This is a genomic window from Fertoeibacter niger (assembly GCF_009380135.2).
Classification (GTDB): Bacteria; Pseudomonadota; Alphaproteobacteria; order Rhodobacterales; family Rhodobacteraceae; genus Fertoeibacter; species Fertoeibacter niger.
In genome coordinates, this window is record NZ_WHUT02000002.1 from 422,201 (window position 1) to 442,308 (window position 20,108).

General features: G+C 57.7%; 12 protein-coding genes and 2 pseudogenes. 5 read left to right on the forward strand and 9 right to left on the reverse strand.

The window, feature by feature from the left end:
- Window positions 1-32 precede the first annotated feature (32 nt).
- The 3 genes and pseudogenes from GEU84_RS05525 (at window position 33) to GEU84_RS05535 (ending at window position 3,524) form a co-directional block, all read left to right on the forward strand.
- Window positions 33-1,799: an acetolactate synthase 3 large subunit gene (locus GEU84_RS05525; protein WP_152824126.1), complete on the forward strand. Its 1,767-nt coding sequence runs from the start codon at window positions 33-35 to the stop codon at window positions 1,797-1,799.
- Between the two features lie 87 nt (window positions 1,800-1,886).
- Window positions 1,887-2,447 (forward strand): acetolactate synthase small subunit, encoded by a 561-nt coding sequence (gene ilvN, locus GEU84_RS05530; RefSeq protein ID WP_152824125.1) that lies wholly within the window; start codon window positions 1,887-1,889, stop codon window positions 2,445-2,447.
- 209 nt (window positions 2,448-2,656) lie between these two features.
- Window positions 2,657-3,524 (forward strand): annotated as a pseudogene (locus GEU84_RS05535) (IS5 family transposase).
- A 357-nt stretch (window positions 3,525-3,881) separates the two neighbouring features.
- Here the strand turns inward: GEU84_RS05535 and GEU84_RS05540 are convergent.
- Complete coding sequence (locus GEU84_RS05540) at window positions 3,882-4,817, reverse strand: plasmid partitioning protein RepB C-terminal domain-containing protein (RefSeq protein WP_152824124.1); 936 nt, start codon at window positions 4,815-4,817, stop codon at window positions 3,882-3,884.
- A 146-nt stretch (window positions 4,818-4,963) separates the two neighbouring features.
- A pseudogene (locus tag GEU84_RS05545) lies at window positions 4,964-5,683 on the reverse strand (recombinase family protein); the annotation flags it as partial.
- A 126-nt stretch (window positions 5,684-5,809) separates the two neighbouring features.
- Between GEU84_RS05545 and GEU84_RS05550 the strand changes: the two are divergent.
- Both GEU84_RS05550 and GEU84_RS05555 read left to right on the forward strand, forming a co-directional pair.
- Entirely contained in the window at window positions 5,810-6,184 is a 375-nt protein-coding gene (locus tag GEU84_RS05550; RefSeq protein ID WP_152824123.1) for an XRE family transcriptional regulator, read from the forward strand.
- Window positions 6,185-6,472: 288 nt separating this feature from the next.
- Window positions 6,473-7,606, forward strand: coding sequence for a Fic family protein (locus GEU84_RS05555; protein WP_152824122.1), 1,134 nt, complete (start codon window positions 6,473-6,475; stop codon window positions 7,604-7,606).
- Window positions 7,607-8,017: 411 nt separating this feature from the next.
- Here the strand turns inward: GEU84_RS05555 and GEU84_RS05560 are convergent, their stop codons facing one another.
- From GEU84_RS05560 to GEU84_RS05590, 7 genes are all read right to left on the reverse strand, one after another.
- Complete coding sequence (locus tag GEU84_RS05560; protein WP_152824121.1) at window positions 8,018-11,269, reverse strand: DEAD/DEAH box helicase family protein; 3,252 nt, start codon at window positions 11,267-11,269, stop codon at window positions 8,018-8,020.
- On the reverse strand, window positions 11,269-14,487 hold the full coding sequence (locus GEU84_RS05565; RefSeq protein ID WP_152824120.1) for a site-specific DNA-methyltransferase: 3,219 nt from the start codon (window positions 14,485-14,487) through the stop codon (window positions 11,269-11,271). Before GEU84_RS05565 ends, GEU84_RS05560 begins: the two co-directional genes overlap by 1 nt.
- A 40-nt stretch (window positions 14,488-14,527) precedes the next feature.
- Complete coding sequence (locus GEU84_RS05570) at window positions 14,528-17,485, reverse strand: SNF2-related protein (protein ID WP_217438509.1); 2,958 nt, start codon at window positions 17,483-17,485, stop codon at window positions 14,528-14,530.
- Complete coding sequence (locus tag GEU84_RS05575; RefSeq protein ID WP_152824119.1) at window positions 17,482-17,904, reverse strand: type II toxin-antitoxin system VapC family toxin; 423 nt, start codon at window positions 17,902-17,904, stop codon at window positions 17,482-17,484. The genes GEU84_RS05570 and GEU84_RS05575 overlap by 4 nt, the downstream gene beginning before the upstream one ends.
- A gap of 3 nt (window positions 17,905-17,907) precedes the next feature.
- On the reverse strand, window positions 17,908-18,150 hold the full coding sequence (locus GEU84_RS05580) for a FitA-like ribbon-helix-helix domain-containing protein (protein ID WP_152824118.1): 243 nt from the start codon (window positions 18,148-18,150) through the stop codon (window positions 17,908-17,910).
- 48 nt (window positions 18,151-18,198) lie between these two features.
- On the reverse strand, window positions 18,199-19,500 hold the full coding sequence (locus GEU84_RS05585; RefSeq protein ID WP_152824117.1) for a tyrosine-type recombinase/integrase: 1,302 nt from the start codon (window positions 19,498-19,500) through the stop codon (window positions 18,199-18,201).
- Window positions 19,501-19,645: 145 nt separating this feature from the next.
- On the reverse strand, window positions 19,646-19,924 hold the full coding sequence (locus tag GEU84_RS05590; RefSeq protein WP_174539338.1) for a hypothetical protein: 279 nt from the start codon (window positions 19,922-19,924) through the stop codon (window positions 19,646-19,648).
- Window positions 19,925-20,108 lie beyond the last annotated feature (184 nt).

The following is a 20,108-nucleotide window of genomic DNA, read 5'->3' on the forward strand; positions in this document are numbered from 1 at the left end:
TGTTGCGCTAAAGGCCGCGAAGGCGGCAACCGATGGAGACGACGATGACCAATGTGATGAGCGGCGCGCGGATGGTGGTGCAGGCCCTGAAGGATCAGGGTGTGGAGGTGGTCTTCGGCTATCCCGGCGGCGCGGTGCTGCCGATCTATGACGAGATTTTCCAGCAGAACGACATCCGCCACATCCTCGTGCGCCACGAACAGGGCGCGGTGCATGCCGCCGAGGGCTATGCCCGGTCCACCGGCAAGCCGGGCGTTGTGCTGGTGACCTCCGGCCCCGGGGCCACGAATGCGGTGACGGGTCTGGTCGATGCGCTGATGGACAGCATTCCTCTGGTCGTGCTGACCGGCCAGGTGCCGACCTTCATGATCGGCACCGACGGGTTTCAAGAGGCTGACACAGTGGGCATCACCCGCCCCTGCACCAAGCACAACTGGCTGGTGAAGGATACGGCCAAGCTCAGCGAAACCATCCATCAGGCGTTCCACGTCGCCACCCATGGCCGCCCCGGCCCGGTGCTGATCGACATTCCGAAAGATGTGCAATTCGCCACGGCGGAATACACACCGATGCAGAAGGCGAAAGTCTCGCATTACCAGCCGAAGGTGAAAGGCGATATCGAGGCCATCACCCGTATGGTCGAGCTGATGGAAACGGCCGAACGCCCGATCTTCTACACCGGCGGCGGCGTCATCAACTCTGGCCCTGCCGCAAGCCAGTTGCTGCGCGAATTCGTGGCGGCCACCGATTTCCCCATCACCTCGACGCTGATGGGTCTGGGGGCCTATCCGGCCTCGGGCAAGAACTGGCTGGGCATGCTGGGCATGCATGGGCTTTACGAGGCCAATCTGGCGATGCATGGCTGCGACCTGATGATCAACATCGGCGCGCGGTTCGATGACCGCATCACCGGGCGGATCAAGGATTTCAGCCCGGGCTCGCGCAAGGTGCATGTCGACATCGACGCGTCATCCCTGAACAAGGTGATCCGCGTGGATGTGCCGATCCTTGGTGATGTGGGGCATGTGCTGGAAGATGCGCTGCGCCTGTGGAAGGCGCGGGGCCGCAAGGTCAACAAGGCCGGGCTGGCGAAATGGTGGAAACAGATCGAGGAATGGCGCGCCGTGCGCTGCCTGACCTTCACCAACTCGTCGAAAGTCATCAAGCCGCAGCACGCCCTGCAACGGCTGGAGGCGCTGACCAAGGGGATGGACCGCTACATCACCACCGAAGTGGGCCAGCACCAGATGTGGGCGGCGCAATTCCTTGGCTTTGAAGACCCGAACCGCTGGATGACGAGCGGAGGCCTGGGCACCATGGGCTATGGCCTGCCCGCATCGGTGGGTGTGCAGGTGGCCCATCCCGACGCGCTGGTGATCAACGTGGCGGGTGAGGCATCCTGGCTGATGAACATGCAGGAAATGGGCACCGCGATGCAGTTCCGCCTGCCGGTCAAGCAGTTCATTCTGAACAATGAACGGCTGGGCATGGTGCGCCAGTGGCAGGAGCTGCTGCATGGCGAGCGCTATTCGCAAAGCTGGTCGGAGGCCCTGCCCGATTTCGTGAAACTGGCCGAGGCCTTTGGCTGCAAGGGCCTGAAAGTCTCGGACCCCGCCGATCTGGATGACGCGATCATGGAGATGATCCGCTATGACGGGCCGGTGATCTTCGATTGCCTTGTCGAGAAGCACGAGAACTGCTTCCCCATGATCCCGTCCGGCAAGCCGCATAACGAGATGCTGTTGGGCGATGCGGATACGCAGGGCGTGATCGGGGCGAAGGGGGCGGTGTTGGTCTGAGCGATCATGTGTTGCCAGCGCCGGGGGTTTCACACCCCCGGACCCCCGTGGGATATTTAGAGACAGAAAATGAAGGGAGCCGGTCGCATGTCACCGCTCAATATCACCAAAGGCTCCACCAGCCATTCCGCCTATGACCTGCGCGACCCCAATGCCGAGGTGATCGAGACGCATACCCTTGCGGTGCTGGTCGACAACGAGGCGGGTGTGCTGGCCCGCGTGATCGGGCTGTTTTCCGGCCGGGGCTACAACATCGACAGCCTGACCGTGGCCGAGGTGGATCACACCGGCCACCGCAGCCGCATCACGGTCGTGACCACCGGCACGCCGCAGGTGATCGACCAGATCAAGGCGCAGCTGGGCCGCATGGTGCCGGTGCATGAGGTGCATGACCTGACGGTCGATGGCCCCGCAGTGCAGCGCGAACTGGCGCTGTTCAAGGTAGCGGGCAAGGGCGATGCGCGGATCGAAGCCTTGCGGCTGGCCGAGATTTTCCGCGCCAATGTGGTGGATTCGACGCTGGAGAGTTTCGTGTTCGAGATCACCGGCACGCCGGAAAAGATCGACGCCTTTGCCGAGCTGATGCGCCCGCTGGGCCTGCGCGAAATGGCGCGGACCGGGGTGGCGGCCCTGGCGCGCGGGGCCTGAGCGCGCCCCGGGCGGCCACGTTCTGCCCAGCGCGGGTGATGGGTGTGACGTGGCCCCGGATGCTGATTTTGAACCGTGCCGGGTTTGCCCGGGGCTGATTTCGGTTGGTTGCGCCGCCATGGGTTCGGTTTCCAGCGCTGCGTGGCGTAGTTACAAAACTCTGTCTACCAAGGATTCACATCGCGAATCCATGCGGTTAGACGGGGCGCATGAGCAAGCCAACACCCGCCCGTTACCGCACGACGAACTGGTCCAGTTCCACGGCGTCTCTGCACAGGCGCGAATCCCTGCTGATCTGGCAGGACAAGGACATGTCCTGGCTTGCGCCGCATGACGGCAGCCCCGGTCGGCCGGCGGTGTTTGCGGAATGAGGAGGATCAGAAATCAGTCCGGGGGACGGTTTTCCCGACGAATGCGATCCAGTTCTGCCTGACGATAAAGGTCTTGTTCAAGCTGCCGCTCAGGCAGATCGAGCCATGGGAACGCCACTGGTCCGAGCGACCATGGCGAGGGGCATCAGGTTCCTCGGTGATGACAAGAGGCAGGCCCGAAAGCATGGTGTTCAGGGCCGACGCCAGTGGCGCAAGGTGCATCTGGCTGTGGACATCGCCACCTCGGACATCCGCGCGGTAGAGTTCACCTCCAGTAGCGATGGCGACAGTCCGGCCCTGCCGGAACCGCTCAACCAGATTCCCAAGGGCGAAGACATCGGCACCGTGACCGCCGATGGTGCCCATGACACCCGTCGCTGTCACACCGCCATCATCGACCGCCAGGCCACCGCGATCATTCCGATCCGCAAGAACGGTCGACCCTGGAAAGCGAACTGCCCGGCCGCAATCGCCAGAAATGAAACCCTGCGTGCCACCCGGCACTATGGCCGGGCATTCTGGAGGCGCTGGACGGGATACCATGTCCGTAGCCGCATCGAGGCGAAGATGCGGCGCCTGAAGGCCTTCGGTGAACGCATCGCAGCAAGAGGCTCTGACCGCCAGACCGCTGAAATCCAGATCCGCGTCGCACTGATGAACCGCTTCTCCGGCCCTCGGAACGGCCGAGATCGTTCGCGTGGCCTGATGCTGACGAGGAAAGGGGCCTTAATGCCTCAGGCATGAGTTACGCAACAGTGCCTCTGTCGCCGACAGAAGGGGGCGTACCGAACATCGGCGATAACCCCTGCGGGCGCGCTATCCCTCGACAGGCAATCAGCCCGAAGAATAGCGCGCCCATCTGGCATCGCAGGCATCCAGCCACCTGAACAACCGCGTAGTCGGCCACATGTCGGCCGACCGTGGTGGGCCTCTAACGGGTTCGCCGCCATCCCCACCCCGCGCTTGATCCGACCCCCATTTTTCGCGCTCGGGCCGGCGTCTCCCGCGGTCGCCGCGCTTTCGGATCCGGGCCCCCTTCGTCACTTGCAAGGCATTGGGCGAGCTATGCGCTCTCGCCGTTTTGTGCCTCCGCTGTGGGCACATGCTGTGACAGCTGGGCCACGATCTGCCGAAACTCACTCAGGATTTCGCCATGACTCCTGTCGAGGTAACGTGCGAGGCGATCATTCTGAAGAAGCCGCTCGACAAACCGGCCTGCCACAACGAGGCGGAGGTGATCCGGTCCAAGCGCGCCCTCGATCAGCTTGATATTCTTCTGGAGATTGGCCATCTCCGAGCGCATCAGTTCAGCCTGTTCGCGTGACACACCCGCCGGTGCCTTCTTTGCTGTCGGGTCAACCAGGTCAGCGGAGTCGGTCGCCGCCAGAATGGCCTCTACATAGGGCACCGTGTAATTGTTTGCGGCGATCATCAGTTCTGCTGCCTGAATCTGCCGCAAGGGCTTCATCTTGCGCAGGGATCGGAAACTGTTGATTGGACAATGCCGGGCTTTCAGCAGTTCGGCCGCCTCCGGACAAATGCCGTTCAGCAAGGTGCGCTTTTGCCGGATCAGCGCGATGTTCACATTCAACGCGGCAGCAATGCGGGCTTCCGACACGCCGCGTTCGACGGCACGCAGGATCATCTTGTGCTCCTGGATGGTGGCGAGGCGGCTGATGCGCTTGTTATAGGTGAAGGACTCGTCATCGGTGGCCACCAGGCAGATGACAGACGTCTCGCCCATTTCCTTCAACACATGCAGGCGAACATGGCCGTCGAGAAGGATGAAGGATCCGTCCTGCCCCGCGGTGTGGGCGACCACCGGCGGTTCGATCAGGCCGACCTCGCGGATCGACGCGGCGATTTGCCCATACTTCTGACTTTTGGGCACGGTGGTTGACAGCTGCTTCACCGGCAGGATTGCGGCAATCGGGATCAGTCGCAGGCTTGCCTCGAACCCGGGACTCTTTGGGATCGGCATTTTCCCCATGAGTGTCATGCCCGAGGCTCCTGCAGCCCTTCAACGATGATGCTCGGAAGGCTACCCAGCCCTTCCGCGCGAAGCAGGGTCAGAAAGGTCTCGTCCTTCAAGAGCGATTGAAAGGCCGCGTCCAGAAACAGAAGGCTGCTGCGCGTCGCTTGTGCCGCGATTTCGGTTTCTGACCGGCCGTGTTTCAGGAAACGGCTGTAGATCCAGCGGACGGTTTTCACCTCGGCCTCGGGCCCGGGCACAAGGATCACCCGATCAGTCTGCAGGCTTTTGTGTTCGCCGCGCTTCAGTTCGACCTTCACCTCGCCGCGTTCGTCAAGCAGGACACGGCGAAGGCCAAAACCCGCCGGGCCGCCCTGTCGATAGCCGAGTTCGATCAGGCGGCACTGCCCGGTGAATACCTTGTGGGACAACTCACGACTGTACTCGCCTGCCATGGCGCGCTTGACGCTCTTGACGATAGTGGCAACCGGGCCGCCGTCATTTTCGAATTGCTCGGCGCAGTATTCCACCTGCTTGTTGGCGCGACGGCAGATGTATTCGTAATAGGCGGATTCATCGGCATCCTGAAACCGGCCCCAGCGGCTGACGTCATAGACGAGGATCACCTCAAAATCGGCCGTGCCGTCCTGCACATCCTGGATCAGTTGTTGCAGGGCTTCGCGGCCCTCGATCCTGAGGCCGCTTTTTCCGGCATCAGCATAGGAGCGAACCAGTTCGAAACCACGTTCGGCGGCATATCTGCGGATGACGTCGGATTGGTTTTCGGTCGAGTATTTCTGGTGGTCGGTCGACATGCGGACGTATTCGACCGCCCTTCGCATTGGCAGGGTCTTGGCCGGTCCTTTCAATGCGGGCGGATCGCTTCCGGCCATTTCCGTCTCCCGGTCAATTCATGCAGGCGTCTCCGTCTGGTTGGACCCGGGATGATGTCTGGGGCGCAAAATGGATTCTGCCGCTGTGATGTCTTCTCCACAGGTTTATCGGAGGAGAACGCAGCGATGCGGATCAAGATGGGCACGTTTGTGCCGAAAATGGGCACAACTGTGCACGTGGTGGCAGATCAGACCCGCTATCGCGAGGCCGTGGCGGCCGCGTTGCGGGCCGAACTGGGCCCGACGCACCAGGCCATCAAGATGGCGATGCGCTGGACAGGGGCGAGCGAACGCACCGTGAAGTACTGGCTTTCAGCAGAACGGGGGCCAAGTGGAGAACATCTGATCCTGTTGGCGCAACATTCCGACGCGGTGCTGTTGACGGTTTTGACAATGGCCGAGCGGCTGTCAGAGCCGCGGCACAGATGTGCCGGTTGTCCTGCGCATGAACTGGTGTTGCAAAACCTCGGACAGGAGCTGAAATTGTTCAGGGGTTCATGACATGTTCAGAACGGCCTCACGCTTCTCCACCCGGTCGTTCAGGACACAGATCGCGACATCGTTCGTGCGGGGGGCAGATCAACCATTCTCCGCAAAGGGCGCGGCGGGTGACAACAGATCAGGCTTTGATGGCAGTTTTCTTGGCTCCTCTATCATCAATCGCGCTTGATGGCAGGCCGCTGGCGGCAACGCACGTTGATGTCAGATTTGACCCCAATTCTGTTGCCAAGCGGTTTTGGCGTGACTAGGTTAGCGTCAAACCGCGTTGATGACAGAATCGGCATACGCATGGTCACCAAATACTACGATCTTACAGATGCCGTTACCTATCACATCGGCAGCTTTCCCCCATCTGCCCTCGACTATGAGGTGCTGCTTGGGCCGCTAGAAGAGGCTGCGACCTCGCTTGCGCGCTACGATACGAAGATGTCGGGCATGGTGAACAGTGAACTTTTCCTCGCCCCCCTGCGCCGCCAGGACGCGGTCACATCGTCCCGGATGGAAGGGACGATCTCGACCATCGAGGAGTTGTACCGAATTGAAGCCGAAGAGGATGCAGGCAGCGCTGACCCATACCGGGAGGCGCGAAACGACGACGTCGAGACCTACCTTTACTCGCGCGCGCTGCGCAATGCCCAGCAGGCGCTTGCCGAAGGCGCGCCGCTTGGCGAGCATCTGATCCGCACCGCGCACCAGCAGATGCTGTCCTTTGGCCGGGGAGCCCTCAAGCGCCCGGGAAGCTACAAAGTTGAACAGAACTACATCGGGGACGAACGCCGAGGAAAGATCTACTACGTTCCGATCGCCCCTGAGCAGCTTGACCCGGCGATGGCCGAACTGGTCCGCTACATCAACGAAAGCTCGATGCGGCCCCTTATCCGCACCGCCATTGCGCATGTCGAGTTCGAGGCCCTGCACCCTTTCGAAGACGGCAATGGCAGGATCGGTCGCATGCTGATCACCCTGATGCTGTGGAAGCTTGGCATCCTGCATCAGCCGAACTTTTTCGTGTCGGGTTACTTCGAGGCGCACAAGGACGAGTATATCGAACGGATGCGGGCCGTTTCCGCCACAGGCGATTGGACCGGCTGGGTGGTGTTCTTCCTCCAGGCGATGCACGCCCAGGCGACGGTCAACATCCAGACTGCCGACGCGATCTTCCGCCTGCACGGCGAGATGCGGGAACGGTTCCGCGAGGTGCTGAACTCGCAGTTCCACGATCAGGCGTTGGACTTCGTCTTTGCTAGTCCGGTGTTCCGCAACGACCGCTTCGTCGAACGATCAGGAATTCCACCATCGTCCGCTCGTGCACTTTCGCGACGCTTGGTCGAGGCCGGGCTTCTGCGCACGATCGAAGGAGCCTCGGGCCGTCGCGCAGCGATGTACGCCTTCGATCCCCTGCTTGATCTGCTGAAAGTCTGAAAAGCAAAAAGCCCCCGCGTTTCAGGGGGGACTCGTCATACGTTGACGTGGCGTTGAGGTAAAACGTTGGTGTCTATACACAAGTGTTTTTGCCTGATTCCAAGTATTTGCTATCCAACGGTAAATTGGTTGCGGGGACAGGATTTGGCCTATGCCGAACCGTTGGACGGCTGGATAGGAATGATGGTCCGCACAGTCAGCGTTCCAATCCCGCGACCTTCAGGTTATGAGCCTCATCTCCCGGAGAATCGGCTTGCCTTTGATTTCAACAGGTTACGCGATAACCCCTTGAACTGTCGCCGCTTTCTAGCCGCATCGCGCCGCAACCAACCGCAGCGGGCGGGGCCAAACGGGGAACGAGGTAGTTAGACAGGTTGACCTATTGTTGACCCGCTTTTGGTTCTTCTGGCTTCACGGCACCGCTGCCACGATCCGGTGCATCATTTCAGATACGTAAGTCGGCTTATCTTCTTCCTGGAAGAGGATGTTTCGCGCGCCCATTTCGATCTTGTCGACGCTCCATAGAAGCCGCATCGCGTGCGAGGGCGTGTTCGAAATGATGAAGCTGCTGAGCGAAACTGAAGGCTCAGCAAGGCGGCGTTCGATGTCCTTGATCGTCTGGAAGAACTGGATTTTTGGGTCATTGAACCCCAAGTTTCGGATGCCCTTGGGATCGATGAACGTGATGAATTGGCGGCCTCCAACGATCAACCAAAGGATGAAGTCGGGATGGAAGTTACCCGCCTCGAAGAAGCCAACCCCGCGCCCTTTGCTAAGATTGCGAAGCAAATACAGCTCCTTGTCGGAGAAAAAAGTCGCCGCGCTGTCGTGAAATGCTTTCACGTCCTCAACCAGATTACGCTCACCTTTGTTGAGCGCCACCGGGCTGACTTCGACAATATTCTGATCGAGGTATAACAAAGGCTCATACAGGTGCCTGTCGAACCAAATCGCCTTCATCCCACTGAATTCCCACGGTGTGAGAGCTTTACTTTCGATCAAGCTTTTCAACTCGTTCAGCTTAGCGACGATTTCCTCTTGGGATCGGTCTAGAAGAATCCGATAATAACCTTCGCCGTCTTCATCCTTGCCTTTCGGGAAGTTCGAATCATTGTCCGTTAGCTCCTGAAACTCCAGATGAGGCAACTCCCATTCCCGCTTTCGGAAGGTGTAGTAGCGCTCGGTGAACTTCTTGAGCAGGGATAACGCGATCTCCTCCCAAAGCCGAACTTTTGCAAACGAGTCGCACGCAAGCTCTTCGGCTGGGATCAAGAGCTGATACCAAGTCTGATCAGCCAGCAGTTCGCCGATCCCGTCCGCCGTAATGTTGAGATTATACCAACCACGTTCCGCCTTGAAACGCTCGAGATCGAAGAAAATCCTCTCAAGATCAAGGAATGCAATGTGACTCTTCGTCAAGTGCGCCTGATTAGGGGCAGCCTCGATATCACCTCCGGCGACGCCGCCCGACTTCATTGCCTGGATTTTCGGATACCAATTCAGGACCACTTGGTTCTTCTGAAGATAGGCAGTCGCCTCATCCTTCGATGGGTCTGGCGTTGCGAGCGTTGGAATTGGGCCCAACCTGCGGAACGCATCCCCGAATTCGGTATTGACTCCATTGATGGTATTCTTGAGCCGAATAGTTTTCAGCTTTTGCGTCCCAAGGTTCTTGATGATCGGCATCAGGAATTCAATGCGATCATCATTGGCCGGTAGGTCCTCCTCTTCCAGGAAGTCGCGGAACTGGGCCATGTAGTCGGCTCGGATACCGAAGATCGAAAGGGTTTCCAGCACACTGATATGCTTCGGGCGGGTCATATCTTCGGGCAGTTGGGCTTTTCCGCTGCGCTTCAAACTTGATCCGTAACCTTTCAGACGAACCCCGCGGCCGAACAGCTGAATGATCTGCGAACCTTCAGTCTGGCCGACATTCATCAGGCCCATCGTGCTTACACGCCAGCTATTCCAGCCCTCCGTGAACTTCTTGGAACCAATCAGCAGGTTAACGCTGGACTGTGGGGTGTTGATCTGATGGAAAAGCGAACCGGCAAACTCGCTATCACCGGTCGAAATCTTGTTTTCGTCGCATAGCTTGACCAGCTTCGCATCATCCCCGACGTTGATCACGCCGAATGGCTCGTTGTCGCCGATGCGGAGCGCTATCTCACCTGTCGCACCCTTCAGGTTCTCAACATGGAGTGTACCACCCCCCGCCGCGTTGAACATTAAGGCCAAGGTTTCGTCGAATACCTGTGCTGCTGAAAGGCCAGCGGTATTGAGATAGCTAAAACGGCCAGCAAACAGGTTTCTTCCTCCGGCCGTTACAAGCCCTTGATTTAGAACGCGATCAATTCTCTGAATGCTTCCGGTGCGATCCGAGACGTATCGTGCAAGGAATTTCAGGATCTGAATGATGTCCGACGCGTCTTTCGATGCGAGTGTCTTGGTAACGCTCCCGCCGACGAAAATCCAAAGCGGTTTGTCGATGTTGTAGGACCTGAACGCCGCGCCCTGCTCCTTAAACAGCCTCTGCTGCTGAAAGAATGCCAGAAGGCATGCCACGAGATAAGAATCCAGATGGTTGGCCTGAGTGCCTTCGTCCAAGTTGAGAATCTGGTAGTCCTTGCCGAACCCATCGCCGTAGAAATAGCGGTAGGAATAGTCGAATAGGATGCTCTTGGCATAGAGGTCGGTAAGAGGTTTGCTCCCCTTAACCGCCTGGCCAAAAGTGGCCGAGTATTCGAACGAGAACCCCTTTTCGCAAAGGGCGTTGCGGAAGCGCATCCATGCACCCTCCTCGCCGCCAGACGCACCGCGGTGGCCTTCATCGACCAGCACAAGGTTGTTGCCTTCAAACGCATCGATGGCGATGGTCTTGTCGCCCATCTCATCCTTGAGCTTGTGGATGTCGAGGATTTCGATCCGCTGCCCGGAGAACAGCCCTGCGCCGTCCTTCTGAAACAACTCTGCAGCAAGCCCGGCGGCCTCGAATTCGCGCAAATGCTGTTGGCTCAGCCCTTCGTTTGGTGTCAACAGGATGATCCGGTTCAGGTCTCGCCGACGGCCGTGCTTGTCGAGGTAGAATTGGAACTGCAAGATGTTCGCGTGCATCAGCAGGGTCTTGCCGCTACCAGTGGCGCTCCAATAGGCGATCTTGTTGATCTGCGACCAAGCTTCGCTGCCATCCTTGAATGGCGCGATATGATCGCCCTCCGGCCGGTCCGTGTTGCAGACAGCCACTTGCCCATTGATCGCGGCCAGCAGCGCGTCGGGGTCACGAAAGTAGCGGTCGAGGTAAATCTCGGTGAACAGCAGGGTCAGGTACTGGAAGTACTTCCAGACAATCGGGGCCTCGCCGCGAGTGATCCGGCGCTCGTTCAGGCGCTGGGTGTGCTTCACGATGTTCTGGTCATAGTCCAGCAACACATCGGTCGACAGTTGCGTCAGGTTGAAAAGCTGCGCAGTCAATGCATGGTGAAAATGGTGGACGTTGTTCTCGTCCATGCCTTCCAGCTTTTCGTTGCGCAGATGCTCAGCCAGCTGCTCAAACTTCGTCACGTTGAACAGCGACAGCAGCCACTGGTTCAGGATCAATTTGTGAACAAACGGGATCTGCGGTCGGCCGTTAGCACGCGCGCGCGGGGCGGTGGCGCGGGCCATCACAATCCCTCCGTGTCAAACATCAACCGGTGGAAATCCTCTTCGATCAGGCGAACCTTCCACGTATCGTCAAGCGCCTTCAGATTATCAAGATTGTTGTCACCGTTCACATAGATCAGTCCGAACTCGCTATCCTTGGCGGAATAGCCCGCTCGGGTGAACCAAGTGTCGAGTACCAGGTTGTCTTGCTCGGGATCGCCGGTCAGCTTGCGCCAGACGATCAGGGTGCGGCGGCCGTCAGGTGTGGTGCCAGTCACAGTACGGAACCACCAAGGGCCGGTCGCGTCCTGCCGCATCCGGCCTTTCAGGATCAAACGCCCCTCCGCATCGCGCTCAAACTCCGCAGCAAAAGTCTGCGGCGCTGCGATGCCTTGGACTGTGAGGCCGACCAGCCAGTTGAACGTTTCCAGCAGGTCGACATTGACCTCGCTGCTTTCATCCGAGCCAGGGCGCTTGACCTTCAGCTTGTAGACCGTCGGATCATCGAATGCTTTTATGTTCAGAAGCGATTGACTGCCGCGCGTTTCAACGTCGAGCATGTAGTTAAGCAGGTACTGCTCCCTTAAACGATCAGCACCCTGTGCCTCCGGAGAGGCCAGCAAGTCAGCTTGGGAGGGCTGGCGATACGTATCGAGATTGTTCAGCGCGTCCTCATAGGACTCCAGCCTCAAGACTTTAATCATAATTGAAGAGCGTTCCGCCTCTTGAACACTCAGACGCGCCGCTGGCTTGCCAGTTTTCCATTCCGCAGCAAATACAGCCTTCTTGACACGCGCCAAAAGAAGATCATCGAAATGTGCCCCGCTCTCCATAAGAATGAATTTCCGCTGTCCGCCATCAAAGCGATTTGCGTCAATTACTGCATGCGCTGAAGTACCTGTGCCGCCGAAGAAATCAAGAAGCGTCAGATATTCATCGCCGCTTGCATCAAGAACTCTTCTAACTAAGCGAGTGGGTTTAACCGTTTGAAACTTATTCCCGGGAAGAAGTGCTTTTAACTCTTCAGCTGCTTCATGAGTTGACCCCACATCTTCATAGTCCCAAAGAGTTTCGACTGGCCTCCAATCGCTCTTTTCGGCATACTGACGGACATACGGCTGAAGACCATTTCCCTTATCCAACCAGTCAAGCTCATTGTACCTATCGTTTACGGTCGTTTTCTGCCATCTCCAGCAACCCTCAGTGCCATCCGGCTTGATCGGCCAAACCTCAATTCCGCCAGGAGAGTTAATCGGGAACCAAAGGTTTTGCCGATCTGTTCGCAGTGAATTCTTTCCCCATTTCCTCAAAGGGTCGCTGCGATAGCGCATCCCATCCTCATCGACATGAGAAAACTGATCTAAGTTTGGAACAATCTTAAGATGCTTTGGCGACCAATTGGAGACGCCAGAGTAGACGAATATGAAATCAATTGAACTAGAAAACTGCGTCGCGTCCATCCTCGGGCTGTAGACCTTCTCCCAAGCAATTGTATCCTTCCATCCAATAGTATCAACAAAGTGATCACTTCCAAAAATTCCGTCGGCCACTTTAGGAAAGTTTGCTGCCTCATTTATATCGAGGGTAGTCCAACATGCACCATCCGGCCTCATTATGTTCGCGGCCAATGTATATCTATCATTGATCATCGACATCCAAGTCGAATGCCGGAAGTTGTCACGGTACAAAAAGTCCCCTAAGCCCGTATTGTACGGAGGGTCACAGAAAACGCATTCAACTGACTTTGACAGACTCTTTTGAATAAGACTCAGGCCAGCAAAATTGTCCGCATGTAGGAGCAAACCACTACGAGCAGTCGACCCAATATCGACTGCAGACAAAAGGCGGACCACAAAATCCAACCCAAAATGTCTTGTGTCAACTGTAAGCGTTTGAAATGCCCTCAAGAAGTCGACTGAAAGTGGGACCCCGTATGCTGGAGACGTTAAGTCTCCTTTCACCAGATCAATTGAGTGCAAGTTTACCCACTCAAGACGTTGGGCATCGTTTGCAGCGATTTCAGGATAATACTCTTCAGGAATTCGATCTAGTGTAATGCAATATTGGGTGTCGACAACGAACTTCTTTTTCAGCCACAGCTTCTTTTGAAAATCCTCCAACTGAGTCAGAAAGTCGATCACCTTACCCGCAATTCGTCGGATCACCTTGATCTTGGACAGATATTGCTCGACCCGGGGGGCGGTTTCACTTTCGATGTCGTCAAGGTGCATCACCTCGTTCTTGACATAGAAATCCAGTTCACGCCGCAGGAAGCCATCAAGGTCTTTGTGGATGAAATAGTCAAACGTGTTTCGGGCGGCATACCGTCTCAGATGCCCTTCCAATCTGGAATGGCCAGCGACCTCTCCGCCAACTGTTACATGCGGCTTCGCAAGTTCGTTGATCCAAACTGCGAGCAAGGGATCGACTACCGCTAGAATTCGTTCAACCGCCATCGCGCTCAGGTCTTTCTGGGCGGGTGGCTTAGGCTTCTTCTTTTCCAGCTCGAGTATGCGGCGATCCTCTGGCCAATCATTCAAACTTGACGGACGGTACGCGAAATTGATGAACAGTTCGCCGCCCTCTTCGGCGATGAAATCCTTAGACGCCAAGATGAACACGCGGTCCTTGCCTTCAACGGCCTTGGCGTTGCCATGCTCACCTTCAGCCACATCGACCAGCCGGAAATGCACACGCATCGGGGCCTTCGCATCATCCGGGCGCAGACGGAACGCGTAGTCGCGCAGATACTCGCTGGTCTTGATGTAATATTGATCCCGGTTGGCCCAATGGAGTTTGACCTCCTCTCCCTCGTAGGGGATCGCATAAACGCCGGGCCGGTAAACCCGCTTGGCCAGAAAGTCGCCCTCCAAGTAGTACCGCCGGAAGAAGCTGAACAAATGGTCGTAAACCTCATTTTCCAGCCCGTTGATATCGACCGCCTCATTGGCAATCCGTGCGCGCAGATCCTTCACCTTGGGCATGGTTTCGGGATCGGCGCCCAGCGCGTTCGCCTGCTCGATTGCTTTCTGGAGTTCCTTCTCCAACTCAGCCTTGTCGGACGTCTTGTAGAGGCCAAATGCCTGCCTGACTTGCGGCAACAAGTCCTTGTCGAGGAACTGGGTCACCTCATCACTTTTCGCGTGCATAATCCGGTAGAGGCCGAAATCGAGATCGGGCTGGTCAAGCTGAAACAACTCCTTGAGCAGGGTTTTCAGCTTCTCGAATTTCTGGCTCATCACGCGTCTCGTTTCTTGTTCAGATTGCATTCGCAGCGGATCAAACGACCCGCCAGCGGATAGTAAACAGGGTTTCGGCTTCCGTTCGCTGCGCGAGCCGTCGCTCGAGCTGATCGATCAGCGTGTCTCGCTTCTCCATGATCTCGTCTTCAACCGCAAAGATTTCCTGCCTCTGGCGGCGTTGCTGGCGCTCAACCTTCTGAAGCTTCTCTTGGATTGCGTGCTGTTCTTCAAGGGTCACAACTTGCCGCGCCTCACGCCGCAGCGCTTTGATCTGTTCCTTTGTGTCTGCCAGAGCTTTTTCGGCGGAAAGGACCATATCGTCGGCCCACTTTTCCAGCTTTTCGCGAGCCTGGTGGAAATGGACACTGTTCTGCTCCAAGGACAGGCTGATCGTTGCCTTGGCATGGCGCTCGGCCTGGGCGTTCAAACGGTCAACAATTACGGGGGCAATCACAGCCTGTTCCTCAGAGTGGCCCGAGCAAGCGAAGAGCTTTTCCATCGTTTCTTGATCGAGCGATGCGCCATCGTCATCAAAGCCTGAGAACAGAAGGTGCTCTTCGCGTTCGTAGGACTCGATCTGGAGTCGCGTCAACACGAGGTAGCCCGCCTTGCCACTGAGCGCCTCGACATCATGGATGCGAGACGGGTGGTTCGTTACGTCGAAAACGACGGCCGCGTCGGGGGTGGACAACGATTTTCCATTGAGGACGACATTCTCGCCCAGCGGATGCGACAGCCGGTAAAGGAACTGGCCCTGCTCGTCCCGCCGATCTGACCCCGGTTCTGGCTGCGATTTCGAAATCAGATGGTAGCGCCCCTTGGCAATCTCCGGGCTCGGCGGAGCCTTGAGGTCAAACGCCAGGGCATCATCGTCGAAACGAGCACGCCCGGCCAATATAAAGCGGGTCAGCGACCAGAAGCGCTGCCCGACGCGATCGAGCTGAGCTTTCGTGTCTGCAAGCTTGACTCGGAGGCGCTGGTGAACGTCTTCATCGAAACGCTCAAAAAGCTTTCGCCGCGTGTCATCCATTCGAGCACGGATGCTTTCGTCCATTTCCTCCTGAAGCTTCAGAAATGCAGCCTCGATTTCTTCGGATGTCCTGCATTCTTGGTAGATGCTGAGAATGCGTTTTTCGAAATCGACGCCGGACTCAATGCTGCCGAGCACGTCGTCTGATGCACCGAACACACCGTTGAAAAGGCTAAACTTTTCACCGAGAAGCTCAAGAACGCGCCGATCAGCTTCGTTCCGTTCGTTTAAGAAGTTGATGACCACAACGTCATGCTTTTGGCCATAGCGATGGCAGCGCCCTATACGCTGTTCGATCCTCTGCGGGTTCCAAGGCAGATCATAGTTGACTACCAAAGAGCAAAACTGAAGGTTCACACCCTCGGAGGCAGCCTCAGTAGCCAAAAGAATAGTTGCCTCGTCCCGAAACTGCTCCACCAAAGCCGCACGAACATCGATTGCACGTGAGCCTGAGGATCGTCCAGTATCGCGGTTCTTGGCGAGCCAGCCCTCGTAGATCGCCGTAGCTTCTGGGCCTCCATTCGTCCCGTTGAACAGAACGACCTGTCCTTGGTAGCCGTGATCTTCGAGAAAGCCCTTCAGATACTCTTGCGTCCTGCGCGACTCTGTAAAAATCAGGGCTTTTCGCGCGGCACCGGTTTCCGCCATCTGCGCGAAACCGATATCGAGCGCTTTGAGGAGCGTGTCCGTCTTTGTGTCGACTGGTATGCTCCGCGCTCGATCTGCAAGTTGTTGAAGAAGAGCTATTTCTTCTTTCAGCTTTTCCCGGTCCACCGCCTCTGGCTTAAAGGCCTCATCCTCAGAAGGTTCGTCTTCAGCAAGGATATCATCGAGCAGATCGCCCTCGATATCCTCAGCATCGATCAGGCGTTCGGCAAATTCGGGGTCATCCGCCACTTGTTCATCACGCAATGTTTCCAAGCGCGCCCGAAGGGTGTCGAGCGTGCCAGCGATAGCCTGAGATGACGATGCCAGAAGTTTTCTCAGAATGAGCGCCGTTAGGTGGCGTTGGCGCTGCGGGAGCGCATAGCTATTCGGACGCTGCAAGAAAGCCGACACCGCCTCATACAGAGATTGCTCAACGTCATTCGGAGTGAACGGCCGGGTGATTGCCCGACGTTCCGTATAGCGAACAAATTCAGTAACTTGATTTCGAAGTGTCCTCTTGCAGAACGTCGCAAGTCGTTGGCGGAGATCAGTTATGCTGCTCCCGGCGCTGGCATAGCGCGCACGGAACGCATTGACGTCACCAAACAAGTGTTCGTCGATCAAGGTCGAAAGACCGTAAAGTTCGATCAGCGAATTTTGCAACGGTGTCGCAGTGAGCAGCAGCTTGCGACAGTCCTCGGTTGCCCAGCGAATTCCCTGCCCGACCTTGTTGCTCGCCCGATAGGCGTTACGAATCTTATGGGCTTCGTCAATGACGACTAAATCCCAGGCAATAGCTTTGATCTCTTCACGAAGCGCCGAGGCAAAATTGAACGAGACAATCAGGACTGACTTTTCAGTCAGTGGTGATTTACCTTGCCGCTTGGCATCCTTGAAGGTCTTCGCATCCAATACCTGCGACGGGAGATTGAACTTTTCTAAGAGTTCTAGGGCCCATTGCTTTCGCAGGGATGCTGGACAGATTACGATCAAGCGCCGCTTCCGCTCGGCCCAAAACTGACAAAGCACTATCCCGGCCTCGATGGTCTTTCCAAGACCAACTTCATCGGCGAGTAGCACACCTTTTGAGAGCGGAGATTCCAATGCAAAGAGTGCTGCCTCAATTTGGTGAGGATTGAGATCAACAGCCGCATCGAAGAGCGACATCGAAAGACGATCAAGGCCTGTCGCTGCGCGGCGGGTTAATTCATAGGCGTAGAATCTTGCATGATAGGCTGTGAGGGTGATTGCGGAGCTCCCGGTGTGACGCTGCCCTTCAAAATTTGAGCCTGCACGATCAGCTGCAACTTCCTTCACGTGGCATTCCAGGGGTTGATGACGTCGATCCCACAGTCCTCAAAATCACCTACATTTCGGGTGGCAATCGGGGCATTGCAAGCCCGGGCAATCGCAGCGATCTGGCAATCGGCATCCATGATCGGCTTGCCCACTGTACGGCGCGAAGCCGCAATCTCGGCGTAGCTACGTGCAGCGGAGCTGTCGAAGGGCAGGATGCGGCCTGCGAAATCCTGATCGATCATGGCGTTGATCGCGTCGACCAAGCGATCGCGCCGCTGCCCGGCTGGCAAGATGGCCGCACCTGTCCGAAGTTCCGCTTCGCTGACCGCAGTCAGAAATAGCGCGTTAGCGCCGTGACCGGCAAACCACGTCAAGACCGCGGGGTCCGGGCTGGCACGCATCAACTCGGACACGGCATTAGTATCGATGATGATCATAGGTTACTCGAAGTCTGGCGAAGCGCGCATCGGCGTTCGTGCGGGTAGATCGAGTTCGACACCGCCCAGCGCAGCAAATCGTGCGTGGATGGCCTCGCCGAGGTTGCGAGGCACGCTGGGCTGTCCGACAACCTGCCGCAGGATATCTCGCGCCTCTTCTTCCATCGACCGGCCATGCTCGGCCGCCCGTACGCGCAGGCGGCGCTTCACATCATCGTCGAGATTTCGAATCGTTATGCTGGCCATGGCACCCTCCGGTTGCGATGCCAAAGCTAGGCAATGATTGCAGTGCAATCAAGCGACGTTTGCCCGATTGACTGCTGAACCATTATCGGTTGCCACCACTTTTAACCTCGGCTTCAGCATTTCCCCGACAGCGTTAACCCCAGCCCGCAGGGGCGAGTCGATCAGGTGGGCGTAGCGCTGGGTGGTGCCGATCTGGGTGTGGCCGAGCAGACGCCCTATCATTTCGAGCGAGGCCCCACCGGAAACCAGCAAGGAGGCAAACGTGTGGCGCAGATCGTGGATGCGGACGTCGGGGATATCGGCCTGCAGGCGCATCCGGTCCCAGAACCGTTTCAGGTTTACAACTGGTTGCCCAACAACATCGCCCGGGAATAGGTATGCGCAGCCTTTTGGCACTGCGTCGCCACGGAGACGGATCAAGGCAACCGCCTCGTGGGAGATCGGCACGCGGTGGACGCGGCGCTGCTTCGTGTAGGCCGCTTGCTTGGTCCAGATGGCCAGATCGAGGTTGAACTGGTCGAAGGTGGCGGTGCGGGCTTCGCCGCAGCGGGCGCCGGTGAGCATGCAGAGCCGGATGATCCCGGCGGCGCGCTGATCGGGATCGGCGCAGAGGGCGTCGGCGAGGCGCTGGATTTCCTCGAAGGACAAGAACCGCTCCCGGGCGGTCTCGGGGCGCTTACGAAAGCTGGTCGCCGGATTGTCGGCGCGCATTTTCCACGTAACTGCCAGGCTGAACATCTTGCGCAGCACCTCTCCCACCCGGTTGGCTCGTACGGGCGTCGGCTTGAAGGTCTTCGGCGGAGACTTTGGTTTCGGCCGCTTTGCTTTGATGGCCCGGGGAGCAGGGACCGGCTTCACGGTTTTCTTCCAGACCCGCGGCCGTCCTGCCGCGACCTTGGTCAGCAACCGGTCGACATCGGTCGGCGTGATATCGGTGACCTTCCGCGATCGCCACTCTGGCAGGACCAGCGTTCTGACCATGCTGGCCTGATCCTTGCCACTGGATGCGGACAGTTTCGGCAGATGCTCGTCGATGTATCGCTCGATCAGTTCGTCAACGGTTGGCGCGTGCCGGGCATTGGTCCGCGTGTCCATCGGGTCTTCACCCCGATCGATGTTGCGCTTTAGGCGCTTGGCCTCCTCCCGGGCGGCGATCACCGACCAGCTGGGCCATGTGCCGATCGTCATGCGCCGCTGTCGTCCGGCGGCGCGGTAAATCAGGATGAATGTCTTGCGCCCGGACTCGAACACGCAAATCCCGAAGCCCGCGCAGACCTCGTCAAAGATCACATACTTGCGCGTGCCGATTTCGGCTGCCTTTACAACACGTTCGGTCAGATGCGTTCCCATGCGGGCCCTCCAGTTCAGGCCGACTGAGGATCGAGAATCGGCAAAGAGCAACCTGCTCCACGCACGGGACCGGCGAAGAGGCGTAAACCGGCGGAAACAAATCGGGCAATTATTCCGGACGCGCGAACACCGCGCTAAGGCGGCTTCAGGCAGGGTTCAACTCCTTCCAGACCGCCTGAATCCTGCGGCGAATTGTGCTTTCGTCCGGCGCATCACCCTCGGCGGAATTCGCGATGAACCACTCCTGCATTTCCACCACGAGATCGCGCTGGCGGGCAGGGAAGCCATTGGAATAGATGCGTTTTAGAACAGCAATATAGAAACCGTCCCAGTCGTATTTCAGCGGGGCTCCAGGCCCGACGCTCCGGGTTCGGCCGATGCCATGATCCTCTTCAAAACGGTCGATCTCCTTGGCAGTGATCATGATGTCGGCCGCAGTCAGCCGCACGCCGCGGGCTGGCTTGTTGATTGTCTGCCAAGGGCCGAGGCTGTGTGAAAACCTCCAGATATGGTATGCTTCCTGCGATACAGGAGTGCATTTATGTCAGGTTTCATTGAAGGGGTAGACCGGGATCAGGTGACGCTGTTTCCGGACCGTCTTGAGGACT